This window comes from Agaribacterium sp. ZY112 (assembly GCF_041346925.1).
In the GTDB taxonomy this organism is placed as follows: Bacteria; Pseudomonadota; Gammaproteobacteria; order Pseudomonadales; family Cellvibrionaceae; genus Agaribacterium.
On the sequence record NZ_CP166840.1, the window covers coordinates 4,037,317 to 4,050,684 of the forward strand.

Annotated in this window: 12 protein-coding genes; 11 read left to right on the forward strand and 1 reads right to left on the reverse strand. The window is 42.9% G+C overall.

All coding sequences use genetic code 11. The features are described 5' to 3' along the window. The first annotated feature begins 326 nt into the window (after positions 1–326). The 3 genes from AB1S55_RS17560 (at position 327) to AB1S55_RS17570 (ending at position 2,485) form a co-directional block, all read left to right on the forward strand. Complete coding sequence (locus tag AB1S55_RS17560; protein ID WP_370979485.1) at positions 327–965, forward strand: murein L,D-transpeptidase family protein; 639 nt, start codon at positions 327–329, stop codon at positions 963–965. 99 nt (positions 966–1,064) lie between these two features. Next, positions 1,065–1,898, forward strand: a complete 834-nt coding sequence (locus tag AB1S55_RS17565) for a hypothetical protein (RefSeq protein ID WP_370979487.1) — start codon at positions 1,065–1,067, stop codon at positions 1,896–1,898. A 140-nt stretch (positions 1,899–2,038) separates the two neighbouring features. Next, complete coding sequence (locus AB1S55_RS17570; protein ID WP_370979488.1) at positions 2,039–2,485, forward strand: hypothetical protein; 447 nt, start codon at positions 2,039–2,041, stop codon at positions 2,483–2,485. A 283-nt stretch (positions 2,486–2,768) separates the two neighbouring features. Here the strand turns inward: AB1S55_RS17570 and AB1S55_RS17575 are convergent, their stop codons facing one another. Continuing rightward, entirely contained in the window at positions 2,769–6,149 is a 3,381-nt protein-coding gene (locus AB1S55_RS17575; protein WP_370979489.1) for a tectonin domain-containing protein, read from the reverse strand. A 478-nt stretch (positions 6,150–6,627) separates the two neighbouring features. Here AB1S55_RS17575 and AB1S55_RS17580 point away from each other — a divergent pair, with 478 nt between their 5' ends. From AB1S55_RS17580 to AB1S55_RS17615, 8 genes are all read left to right on the forward strand, one after another. After that, the gene (locus AB1S55_RS17580) at positions 6,628–7,008 is read left to right on the forward strand and encodes a DUF6794 domain-containing protein (RefSeq protein WP_370979490.1); all 381 of its coding nucleotides are present in this window, start codon (positions 6,628–6,630) and stop codon (positions 7,006–7,008) included. 99 nt (positions 7,009–7,107) lie between these two features. Then, entirely contained in the window at positions 7,108–7,929 is an 822-nt protein-coding gene (locus AB1S55_RS17585) for a hypothetical protein (protein WP_370979491.1), read from the forward strand. Positions 7,930–8,397: 468 nt separating this feature from the next. Beyond that, the gene (locus AB1S55_RS17590; RefSeq protein ID WP_370979492.1) at positions 8,398–9,135 is read left to right on the forward strand and encodes an SDR family NAD(P)-dependent oxidoreductase; all 738 of its coding nucleotides are present in this window, start codon (positions 8,398–8,400) and stop codon (positions 9,133–9,135) included. An 89-nt stretch (positions 9,136–9,224) separates the two neighbouring features. Next, entirely contained in the window at positions 9,225–9,722 is a 498-nt protein-coding gene (locus tag AB1S55_RS17595; RefSeq protein ID WP_370979493.1) for a hypothetical protein, read from the forward strand. A gap of 673 nt (positions 9,723–10,395) precedes the next feature. Further along, a complete protein-coding gene (locus AB1S55_RS17600; RefSeq protein WP_370979494.1) occupies positions 10,396–10,539 on the forward strand; it encodes a hypothetical protein in 144 nt (47 codons plus the stop codon). A 135-nt stretch (positions 10,540–10,674) separates the two neighbouring features. Then, positions 10,675–11,190: a GNAT family N-acetyltransferase gene (locus AB1S55_RS17605; RefSeq protein ID WP_370979495.1), complete on the forward strand. Its 516-nt coding sequence runs from the start codon at positions 10,675–10,677 to the stop codon at positions 11,188–11,190. 62 nt (positions 11,191–11,252) lie between these two features. After that, a complete protein-coding gene (locus AB1S55_RS17610) occupies positions 11,253–11,771 on the forward strand; it encodes a phosphoribosyltransferase (RefSeq protein ID WP_370979496.1) in 519 nt (172 codons plus the stop codon). Between the two features lie 589 nt (positions 11,772–12,360). Beyond that, positions 12,361–13,257, forward strand: coding sequence for a tyrosine-protein phosphatase (locus tag AB1S55_RS17615; RefSeq protein WP_370979497.1), 897 nt, complete (start codon positions 12,361–12,363; stop codon positions 13,255–13,257). Positions 13,258–13,368 lie beyond the last annotated feature (111 nt).

Sequence of the window (13,368 nt, forward strand, 5' to 3'; positions counted from 1 at the left end):
AGGGAGAATTACAAGGACATCGTCCTATTAATTAACTGTTATGCATCAAGGACTAATTTTGAATAATCTCAAGATAGCAGGGATATCACTTCAAGCTAACGGAATTCTTCTAGGCGTTTCATCAGTTGCACTACTCTTCATGTACGTAATTAACAATGGTTTCCCTAGCAGTATCAAGGCAGTTTTAGTGATTTGTTTTTTCGCCATATGGAGTGTAACGCTTCTCATTGTTGGTAGTGGCGTAAAAAGTAAAAATCCTCAGTACAAAATACCGGCCATCGTAGTTGGTTCTGTCAGTCTAGTATCTTCACCAATTGGCATTGTCTTTGGTTTGGTATCACTCATATTTCAAGCTAGGGGCTGGCGCTCGTGGCCAGCTGCGTAACAAAGTTATCAACCACCGCCAGCAAGCTGGCTGGACCTCCATTGCGTCGTTTAAAGTGTGCTTTAATAGCACACCCGTTCCGGCCGGTTATAACAGCGTTACCTGTCATGAAGTACTTCTTACACTATCGCTATTAATATCAAGCTTCGTATGGGGCGAGGTCGACCTCGTACAGGTCGATAAATCTGAACGAAAGATGTATCTCTATTCAGGAGGCACTCTCGTCAAAGAGTATGATGTGGCATTTGGTGAAAACCCCAAAGGCCACAAAACCCAAGAGGGAGATGAAAAAACTCCAGAGGGTACTTATACGCTTGATTACAAAAAAGAAGACTCCTCTTTTTATCGGTCAATACATATCTCTTACCCAAATGAAGATGATAAAACCCAAGCTAGAGCACGTGGCGTATCTCCAGGTGGCTTTATCATGGTTCATGGCCAGCGCAATTGGTTAGGCTGGCTATCACCCATAACTCAGCGCTATAACTGGACTGATGGGTGCATCGCACTCACCAACTCCGAAATGGACGAATTCATGGATTTGGTAAAAGTAGGCACCACAATTCAGATTGAGTGGTAAGCAGGTAACAAGCCGCTCAAGGTTAAGCAGCTAAAGCTGCTTGGGACCTCCACTGCGCTGGTTGGTTTTGTGCAGAGCGGAATTTATAGGAATTAGCAAGTGAAGTATAAAAAATATCTAATGTGGGGAGGGCTAATTCTAACTATGTGCCTTGTTGGGTTAGTAGTTACACAGCCTTTATTGATAAAGGCCATTTACGCTAAATATAAGTCAACAGATCAATTTTTAACGTTTAAGGGTGACGCGCGTATAAAATACGAACAAGGAGCGGAACAGAACGCTATTACTCTAAATAACATCTTGGATGAAAGTCAAAAAGCCGTTGAAATAGCTCTTGGGGCGCAATTTAACGCACCAATAAGTATCTATATATGCTCATCTCAAGATGTTTTTAATGAGTATGTCTATCTTTCTAAAAACGTTAGAGGGGCAGTTTATTGGGGCAAGCTATTTCTTTCTCCTGGAGCGTTTAACAGGGGCTCACTTGCTAAATTAACTAAACATGAGTTAACTCACTATCTATTTTATACGCATCTAGGTGAGAGAGCGCATATCGAAGGCATTCCTCTTTGGTTCAGAGAAGGGATTGCCGAATTCGTTGCTAATGGCGGTTCTAAGTTCACGAAAGGTCGAAGCATTCAACATTTTATGAGTGTTAAAGAAAGGCAGTCGTATTTATCTGGGAGTCTAGACTTTTGGTTCACTACCAAAGATCCAACTGATGCCGTTAGCAATGGTACGGTAAACTGGATTTTATACAAAGTTGGAGCATTGTTTGTGCATTACCTGCATGATTTAAATCCACAGAAATTTGAAGAGCTAGTCCGAGAATTATTGGCGGGGAAGAAGTTTGAGCAAGCAATTTATTCTGAATACGGACGAGATACTCAAACATTAAAGTCTGAATTTACAAAATATTTACAAGGCACATAACGCCCCGCTCCAGTCTGACGTCTGGTACTACGCGCCTTTTGTGTTACTCGCTGGCGCTCAAACAATAACACAAAACACGCTCCGTACCAGCCGCAGCTGAGCGGGGCGTTATGCAGCCATGCACCTCAAGGAAAGAAGTAATGATAAAGAATAAGAAAGAAATTGGGTTGGCGATTCTTGCTTGCGCATTTCTATACCCAATCACTAGCCACTCTGCTGGTTTCGCATCCGCTATTGCCCTGCCGGAATGGTTAGCCCTCTGGATTAACGATACCGATCAAAGTTGGCTTGGGATGCAGTTTTGGAATCTGATGACAATTTATCCCTCGTTAGCTATCCCAATCGTGATCGTTGTATCTTGCATTTGTTCTGCAACCCAAGTGAAATGGCTTTATTTCTGCTCAAGCATGGCAGCCATATATGTCGCGTATTTCTGCGCCAATTTCGTGCTAACCCTATTGGAATATCCTCAGTACCTTCAGCTGAATGGTATTAAAGTGCTAATTCCCTCGATTGTAATACTAGGGACTATCTTCGCAACGGGCTACCTGCATAACAAGGTAGTCAACCCGACCTCCACTGCGTAGTTTAATTTATGCTTTAATAGCACAAATTAAACTACTGATCTGTGTCCACGAAAGTGGTAGCAGATCACTTGCGCAGGCCCCTGATAATTTTGCCTTCGAAAGTGCATAACAAGTAAAGTTATTGATGCTAATGCTAGTGGGTACCTTCTGTGGTAGTGGAGCGGTGCTTCTTCCTACTATGGCATTAGTATTTAATTAAGCCTACAAAAAAATGGTAGGCTGTAGCAGGGGCCGTGTAAGGTTTGTTTCTTTTTACTTTACACGGCCCCTGATAGTTAGTCCTTTATCTGCCAATCTCTTCGGCGTTGCCTCCTTGATTTACCCAACGGCTACCGTTCCATGAATAGGCGGTACCGTTGATATTGATGCCCCAAGGCGACCCGTCTTCACCCACATCGATGACAGATAGGCGACCGTTAGTCGGGCCAAAGCGTACAAATTGATTACCATTCCAGCTCCAAATCGTGCCGTCGGTCTTGGTCAAGAATATTTTCCCTCCGCCAATACCAAGGTCCTGACCATCTGAGCCGCGAGGCTGCCAGCGCGTACCGTCCCATCTATAAACATTGCCATTGGCGTTAATACCCCAAGGTCGGCTTACGCCAACATCGATCCGAACCAGACGGCTGTTGGTCGGACCAAAACGAATAAATTGGCTACCATTCCACTCCCAGATCGTGCCATCGGTCTTGGTCAAAAATACACTGTCGCGGCCCACAGCAATATCCTGGCCGCCGGAATCACGCTGCAGCCAGCGGCTACCGTTCCATTCATAGATGTTACCGGTTGCATTGATGCCCCAAGGTTTGTCATTTTCACCCACGTCGATGCGCACCAATCTGCCATTGTTTGGGCCAAAGCGTTCGAAGACAGAGCCGTTCCATTTCCAGATGGTGCTGTCGTCTGCGATCTTGTAGGTCGAAGAACTACTGCCATCAGTTCCAGGGTTTGCTGATGCATGAGGAAACAACCACTGGTCGATGTCCTCTCCGTCGCGTCCAGCATCCATGTCTTGAGCCGGTTTGTCTTGTCCTAACCAGTTGGCAGGAATAAAACCATACACTTTTGCATCGGGCTGGGTTGGTTGTCGACGAGGATCATCTTCAGTGTTGAGGTTGGGGTTTCGTGTGAGCGCGCTAATGTTCATACCCAATCGCCCTTCACGTGAATGGCAACTTAAGCAAAACGCATTATTAGACGAGTCTGGGCGTGGTGCGCCATAAACAAGCGGGCCTTCTGGGAAATTGATCGCATCGCGGACGCTGCGGTGATTCCTTGGAATGTTGGCCATATGCGCTCTATAGTCATCTCGGTAATCGTGATAACAGGCGTAGAATTCATTTGTTGGCTCTCCGGCCGCTTGAACAAGCCGGCGAATAGTGAAATGGCCAGCACTGTAGGATTTTGCAAGTCGGTTCCATCCACCAGTATCGGGCACGCCTATTAATGTGCCGTTAGCTTGGTTACACGCGACTTCCTGATTAACGTTTTGAGCAATAACCTTAAAGTTATCGATCCAGCCTTTAAAGCCATCATTCGGTGCATCAGGTGTTGCGCCAAGATATAATTTGCCTTCAGTCATGCGGAATATAGGCTCGTTTGCATCGACTCGACCTAAGTAGAAACCATTGTAATAAACGGTCATAGAGCGGTTTCCACGGGAAATATTTAAACCCACATGAGCCCAACCTCTGCCATTATTTCGGGCGCGATTTTGGACTGGCCCAGAAATGTTCATTTGCTGAATGACACGCCCCTGTGGATTAAGGAACTGCAAGCCACCGTCGCCACGTACCCGTAAAGATGAGCCGTCGCTAAAGGTGATCAACCTGCTTGTGTTACCTCGGCCGCCTTCATAACGACGATCAAAAAATAGTCCAACGTACCACGGCGTGTTATTCACATTTCGTGTGTTACGGGGTATGTCGTATTCAACGGTGGTATCGGTGTTGAGCCATAGGCCTCGTCCTATGATGCCACCGTTTGCTACGCGCTCCACGCGTCCGTTTTTGATTGCACCCAATTTTGGTATTGACCATCGATTAGGTAGCGCAGTGGCATTATTGGCTACAGCATGTCGTCTAGAGCTGCGTACTTCAAAAAAACCGCCTCCATTACCGTTATTACCGCTGCCATTGAAATGACTCGCAGGCACCATATTTGAGTTGATGAAGCTATCCGGATTATTGTAATCATCGAATACAAACTCGTCCGTAACCGCCCCTTTGCTGATAATCCAAGGTACGTCAGATGGTGTTACCGGCTTCATATTTGGGAACATATTGAAGCGATGCTCAAGTGTATCTAGAAAGTTAATGTTGCTTGATCCTCTCGGCCTTGGCCCGCCTTCTGTGCTGCCATTGCGGCCACCACTGACTCGAACCCAGCCATCGTGCTCAGATGAGGACTCATAAAGCTTAAGATCTCGATGTCTGCGCTCTTCGGTGCCTAAACCAAAATCCATGTTATTGATCACATTATCCATCTGGACCATCTTGCCCTGGGTCCATAAGCCCATCATGATACGGCCTTGTAATCTTGCCGAATTAATGTCTGACTTATTGTCTGCTAAGCAGCTGCCATAGGTAGTAACGACCTCTTCAGGACACCGTGTTGGGTAAGGTGCAGTGCCATTATTAGGATTGAATAACTGACCGCGCACTGTAGTGACTGAAATATTGTCAGCATCACGGTCAACCCAAGGGTATGAGCCAAAACTTGTATCGTCGGCGATGACTCGACCAGAGGCATCGCGAAATGGGTGCATGGCAAACCCATAGCGATTGTTTATCGTCGAGTCATAGGGTGCGTTGGCGAGTGGGTAGACTTTATTAAACTGGCGAACATCACAGGCCTGGAATCTGTCCGGGTTGTCGTTGACAAGATAAACGGAGTCGGTATTCGTGTTACGCGCATTACCTTGATCATCGACCCAATCAATTCGGGTCCCAGCCGTGCGCCCAATAATAATTCGGCCATCGTCAGGTGTGGTAGTCTCAAAGAAATCTTTAAATAAGAATTTTGTACCTTTAATCGGTGCCTCATTGGTGATTTCAGCAATTTTGGCTTGAGGTGTTTTGGGGTTTTCTACTCGCACGGTAATATCTATACCGACAAACCTAACCTCCCCTGCACCTTCTCGTCCCGCCGCTATAATGGTTAAATCATAGCAGTCGTCGACACCATTACAGACTCGCGGGTTGCTGGGCGTAGACGCATTTGGTGGGGCCTCACACAAGCCAATATGACGAAAACCGCCAATGCCTGGAGGACGGAACCGTCTTGTGTTTTCACTATGGAAGTCTGAGACAACGTTGTCCAAGCCTGGCTCAGACACCGTAAACGGAGTATCTAACCTTTCCGGTGCAAACAAAAGAAAGCTAAGACTGCTGCCCGTCGTTCTAAGGCCGACCCGCCCATCACGAGAAGTGTGTACTGTTGGCTGGAATGGCCTAGTGAATTCTCCATTTTCTATTAAATGAGTGTCACGTACGAAAGCTGGTCCTTCAGGGATTTGCGCATAAGTCTGTGTCGTAAGAAAAAATGCACTAAGTAAGGGGCTTAGCATCAGCCACTTTTTGTTTGACAGGGAGGAGCTAAGAGCATCCGTGGTTCGATTTTCTCGCGCTCGCTTTGTCATGTAAGAAAAAATATTAGAGTACATTATATAAACCCTTTGTTTTTATTGTTGTTTTTACTGTTTTTTATCTGTGGCATGTCTTGTTTTTTTATGAATCTGATCAATAGATTCTCTAAGCCTATTGACTCAGAATTAGCTCAATAAAAAAGATTGTGTGTTTTTCTTGTGACTACTCCATGCCGTAGTGACGTACAGCGATAACAACAGTATCCAGAGGGGATTTATAAAGTCATTACACATGACTTGATTTCCAACATTGACACTCACCGCAACGAGCTGACCATATTTAAAAGTAACTACACGGTCAATTTACAGTGTGGTTTTGTGTTAAGCAGAACAAGCTAAGCCCGTTTTTGAGTGCTTTTTTGTGAGCGAAAACACAATAATGCTTAGGTGCCACATGATCAGGTGAGTGATTCCTTGTGATTTGCAGATATCTGGAAATTAATAAAATCGGTTTATGTGCTTTTTGAGAATGGCGTTAACTTTTTAGGGAGATAACGTGAAGGTATTACTGATAGCCTCCATTTCAATTTTTATTCTTTCTTGCGCAACGCAAGTTAAAGAGAGTAGCGAAGAAACAAAAGCCAATGATAGTAGCGAATCTATCCCGACTACGTGTAAAGGAGCAATTCAGACCATCGCCAATGAACTAGATGAAGACAGCGTCAAAACATTGAAGGAAACAAAGAGAGAAGACTTGGTGATGTTTCACTTCTCCTGGGGTATGGGTATTCGTAATAGCTACGGTTTGTGGTCTGAAAATTCAGCTATCCGTCTCTCCTGCGCTGAACAAATCGGAGAAAAAGATATACATCCAGATAATGCTTCAGGAATTATTATGGAAGGAGTTTGGGAGCTAGTAAATGGCGCCAACATGTAACAAGTTTGTCAAACATCGCTACACACCTTCGGTGTTCCGCTGGACTCGCTCCTGCGTCGCTCGCCGTTTACAAAAGCGTTACATATCAAAGAGATTTCGATGAATAGATTAGCTCTTATTTTTGTATTAATTTTTCCGTTAACTGGCTATTCAGATTCAATTTTGCCAATTAGGCAGACCTCAGAGTGGGTTTCTACCGTGGAGTTCGACGCTTCTGAATTAATTGATGGGAACGCCATATTTTTGGAATCGCTTGATGCTGCCCAAGTGTTAAATATATCCATGAATGAGTCTTTCAAATACATGAATGAAGACGAGCAATGGGAAATTCGATTTACTCAAAAAATAGACAGTAGTATTGAAAGCCGCTATTTCATAATCACTGAGAAATTGGTTTTTCCGACATATGCTCGGGAGATGGTGGTTAATACTCAGCTTAAACGTACTAATGTAAGAGAGAATGGAAATTTTGACCTACAACCTGACCGCTCAAAAGTCTGGATGAAAGCAGAATTAACCTTGAGAGGTAACGATCTATATAGAGTGAACGGGGGATTTGCATTAAAGGGTTCTAATGCAGGTTCACCTAAGCTCCTTAGTTACATCGACATAGCAGAAAATCACCCTTCATCCGAACTTGTTGTTAATGAAGTCAATGGTAAAGTGTATAAGCAAGTCCATCTTTTAACGGGTACAGAGAGTATCCCATTGGCTTATATTTCGAAAACTGAAAAACCTAAAATTGGAGTGTATTGGGAAGTAGGGGAAGGAAAACAGTTATTTGCCCTTACTGTTATTGATCATGTGCCTGACCCAGAAGGGATGGGCGCAAAGTGTCAATCCAGAACAGTTGTTTACGAGGTTGCAGATAATAAATATACACAGCAATCTGATGCTGGTTTTCAATGCTATGTGCACTAATTATATTCGTGAAAAAATATGTAACAAAGCTATGGACCGGAACAGCTAGGCTACGTTTTGCAATTTCAATCGTGCGATTTCAAAATGTCATATGAAAATACGATAAGACTATGGAACGCTTCCATTGTTACTTTCTGGGCCCTTGCCTTCGCAGTGGTTTTCCTTCCTCTCGAAAGCATTTTTCAATCTTTTGGTGCTGCTCACCTTGCACTAGAGATAGCTTTCATTGGTATTGGCGTTACAGTCTTAATCTTTCCAGTTGTCGACTTATTTTCAGAAGGGATGGAAGCTAAATACCACCACCATTTTACTTTGCACAGTATTCCTTGTTCTGTTTAACCTGATAGGTAGCATGATTATGTACTTTTGGTTCAGTAAGACCTACGAGTCAGAGTAACAACTCAACAAGGTTATCAAGTACACTACGTTTGATGCCGTCAACCCAAAGTACACACAAGACTTAGATAAATGAAAAACAGAGTTGCATTAGTTACAGGCTCGACATCGGGAATTGGAAAAGCTATCGCCAACAGGCTTGCTTCGGAAGGTTTTTCCGTCGCTTTCCATTCACGCTCATCCGTAGAAGTTGGCCAGCGCCTAGCATCACAGAATGAAGGCGCTTCTTATTTCCAAGCAGATCTATCAAATCAGACTGAATCTAAGGCGCTAATTGAAAAAATTGCATCCAAATACGGGCGTCTGGATGTGCTGGTTAATAATGCAGCGTTAACGGAGGTGATAGACCATTCAAATCTGAAGGCTGCTACCCCTGAAGTATGGCGAATGCTCCATGAGGTTAATGTTATTTCTCCTTGGACACTGATCTCTGAAGCGGAGCCTTTGTTGAAAAAGTCCTCTTCCGAAGATGCTACTAGCTGCATTCTTAACATCAGCTCCCATGCTGGTGTACGCCCTAAGGGAGCATCGATTCCTTATTCTGTAACTAAGGCCGCGCTCAACCATATGACAAAGCTCTTAGCTTTGAATCTGGGGCCTGACATTAGGGTCAACGCTATTGCTCCAGGTTTAGTTCATACGCCCATGAGCAAAGACTGGACTGCAGCCCGTGAGCTTTGGAAGACCAAAGCACCAATGAAACGGGGTGCGGAGCCAGAGGAAATTGCCTATGTCGCAGGTATGTTAATTAGCAGTTCATACCTAACTGGTGAAGTCGTACTTTCAGATGGAGGGTTAAATTTGACATGAAGAAAGCATCTATCAAATTACAGCAGTTTGCACCTGTGGCGCCGGACGCTCGTTCCTCGCACCTCGGTGCAAGGCGTTAGGCATGGCCTATGTCTCCACCTATCACTCAAAGATTAAAGCTCAGTTCAATTTTTAAGGCTGCCGAAAAGGGTTTTCTTGATGGAAAACGCTTATCATCATGGGCTGAAGAATTACTTCTCAAGGGAGTTGAAAGTGACGCAATTATTGAGGCTCTTGCAAGCCCAGATATGCATTGGCAAGAAGTAAAACCTTTATTCATTCGTATTTGTTTAGATATTGGCGTTTCTAAGGATCCAATACATGAAGCGGAGTCGATTAAGAATTGGGCGATAATAGAGGAGTATAAGCTTGGTATTACAAGTGCTTTTACTGTTGTGAGAGAAATAAAGGGTATGAGAGAAAAGATAGGTTTTCCATCACCCGTTATCTTAGAGATCGACGCCTCTACTGGAGAGACGATCTATAAAACCGAACATAAAAGTCTGTTTGGTAAGGAGCTGGAGGCCGAAATCATTAAACACCTTGTGCAATCAGGTATTACCAAACAAGCCCATAACGGCGAGTAACTTTTCCATTACTTGAGTTGATGGGAAAAAGACTGCCATAAATAATCAACTACAAAGCTGCCTAGATCAACGCCTGACAAACCTAAAATTCAAAGTGAGGTCATAAGCATCTGTAACGTTAAATAGAGCCCGAATACTTATACCCTTCTACGTAAATTAATAATCGAGGGGGCATCCATGGCAGTTACAGTTTACATATGGGACCATAGCAATAAGAGAGTTAACACCGGCCAAAGGCGAGTTAGACATTCACTACATTGGCAGAAGACTAGAATACAGAGAACGTAGCATAAATGAGATTCAGGAGGTCATAAGATGAATTCGGTGTATATAGCATTAGTAATACTTTGGTTGGTCAGCGGCTTTTTAAGTATTTATATTGCAAGGAAAAGAAATGTAAAGCTTGGCGTTCTATGGGATATAGCGTTTTGTTTTTTGGGGCCGCTGGTAATACCGTTCATTTTTTTAGCAAAACCCCAAAAAAGCGACTAACCGACATCTCGATGATGGACTCTAAACCAAAGAAACATGTTATCTCATCGGTACAACACGCAGACAGAACACCGAAATAGGTGCATTACTTGTTTTAGAGACTAGTGACGGTTATTCCTTCGTCGCAGGAGAGGTAGTTGGCCAAGGGCTTAGCGCAGGAGGCGGTGAAAGCGAGTTTAATATGCAGTCACTTATGGCAATGAGTCATTTTGAAGATTTCCTTAATGGCATTCAGTGCACTTGGTTAAGTTCTATATTGCAAGCGCCATCTTTGACCGATGATCAAAAGTATTTAGCGATCACAGAACGAGCCAAGAGAATCTAACAACCGACTCTCATTGAGCTTTAGTACTAACCTAGATTTGGCAACAGGAGCCGGATACTAATATAGGAAACATAATGCTGATGAGCCACACGCCCTTATTTCCAACAAGAGCTCGAAGAGAGAATTATCATCGACATGATTAGGCTTAGAAAATTTCAAGATTTGGATGCTGAATTATTAATTACATACTTAAATAATGATGACGTTACTAAATTCGTGACGAATGCTATCCCACAACCTTATTCAAAAAGCGATGCGCAGCGGTGGATAGATCATAGTAAGAACTCTGAGTATATAAGGGCCATAGAGCATAATGGTGTGTTTATTGGTTGCATTTCAGCCAAGAGAGGTGAATTCGAATATAGTTGCAGTGCGGAATTAGGTTACTGGGTTGGTAAGAGATATTGGAATAAAGGCCTTGCTACGATGGCCGTAGAGGATTTTACTAACCTTATATTCCAATCGACGAACATCATACGATTATTTGTTTCGGTAGTTTCCGAAAATAGCGCATCTATAAAGGTCTTAGAGAAAAACAATTTCACCCTTGAGGGCATTCTGAAAAAGGCGTCATATAAAAACCATCAATACTATGATGAACATTTATATTCAAAAATCAGAACCTCTTGCTCTTCAGGTAGTCAAAATTGATACACCCCTCCTTGCATACAACTTAACATCACATTGAAGTGTAACTTGTTAGAGGTATTAAAATGAGCGTTATTGGTAAAGAAGTTCTGAGTACTGAAAAAATCAAAAAAGGAACTAAAATTGTTGCAAAAAAACTCAACGACAAATATCAAGATGAAGATGTTTTAGTAATCACAGTAGTTCCCGGTGGTGTACTGTTTACAGCAGATTTAGTTCGAGAGCTTAAATTTGATATTTGGATGGATTACATATCATGCCCACACACGCCGGGCGACAGAAACAATCTTTCTCCAATCGTTTACCATGAAACTATTCCAACAAAAGGAAAGCATGTCATCTTAATTGATGATGCCATTGAATCAGGTAGTACAATGAAGCGAATTGTTGAGTTTATAAAGCAAGAACATGATGCCAAATCTGTTTCAATTGCAACCTTGTTTGTAAAGCCAGGTCGTGCTGCAATAGCTGTGGATCAATATTTTGCTTATGAAATGGAGGATGATGATTTACTGGTGGGTTATGGACTTTCGTGGAATGGTAAGTACAGAAACATTCCATTTGTTTCAAAATTGGCTCAATAGTTATACAAATAGTACGCATAACAAATGCTTCCAGTTGGCTCTAGGGGTACACCCCACCCGTTATCGGCGCGGCTAAACTTAGTATTGGCTGCCTAGGAGATTTAGATGTATTTCATTACCGCGTTTGGTTTACTAATGATAGGTCTAAGTATCATCATGATTATAAATCCAAATTATTGGTCAAATGGGATCGTAGATTTCAGTAGGAAACCATATTTCCATTGGTTTGAGGTTGTTAGCCGGTTAATCGCAGGGCTTGCATTCATACTTTACAGTCAAACCACCTTATACCCTCAGTTAATACTAAGTATTGGTTACTTACTTATTTGTGTAGGCTTTGGCCTTACGATCATAGGTCCCGTTAAGCATAGGAAATTTGCTGTTTGGTCCGCTCATAAATTTAAAAGCACATTTAGGCCTGCGGGTTTTGGTTCTTTTATATTTGGTGTTTTCTTGATTTACATATCGAGCATTGCTGTAGTTGGCAACTAACGGACATTCAAGCCCCCTGGACGTCACTTTTTATGTGGACATAATCTATATACAAAGATATGAAACAGAAGGAATCTAAATGAAGCGGAGGAACAGAATGAATTGTCGTCAATGGCATTTGATATGTAGCGTGCTAGCTTTTGGTATTTTTACATCCCCCCTTCTCGCTAGTGATTACTCACAACAAGAAGTGCAAAAGCTAAGACACATAGAGCTTGAGGGGCAGGCTAATTTTCGTGATATAGGTGGTTATAAAACCATAGATAATCAATCGGTCAAGTGGAATATACTATATCGATCGGGGGAATTACCTCGCCTGAGCGATAAAGACTTAACTAAACTAGATTCGCTTGAGATAACAACCGTTGTTAACTTTTTGACCAACGACGAGATCAACGCAAGAGGCCAAGATCGACTTCCAGAAGGGGTGAATGAACTATTCTTCCCTATTTCTGGGGAGGCAGAAAACAACTTGGCAAAAGTTGTTTTGGAAGCTAGACAAACAGCTGATTTTTCAAACGTTCCTGTTGAACTAAACACTGAAGTACATCGCCTTCTCGTAGGCGATGCCGCTAGAGAGCAGTATGCAAACTTAATAAGAGTGGCTTCTGATCCCGAAAATCACCCATTGGTGTTTCACTGTTCACATGGGGTTCACAGGACTGGAACAGCTACCGCGATTCTTCTCGCTGCATTAGGGGTACCCTGGGAGACGATTCGCAATGACTACCTACTTTCAAATACTTACAGAAAAGAAGAAGTCGAAAAACGCATCTCAGAACTACAAAATATGGCCGCAGAAAAGCAAGGCATTCCACCAAGCAAAGTAGATATGACTAATATTAATGCTTTTTACATACTTGAAGCCTCATACATTGAGGCTTCACTTGATGAGATTCACAAAACTTACGGATCAATGGAAAACTATTTACACAAAGGTCTAGGCCTTAAAGATAAGGACGTTGAAGAACTACGAAACGCATTGCTTGAGTAACGCCCCTGTTTTGTTAGTAAATCAGCATAAAATGACACCAAAACCAGATAAGTTTCCATTTTATCAACGCACCACTTTGTTCGGCTAAGACCGCCAATCAAATAACATTAT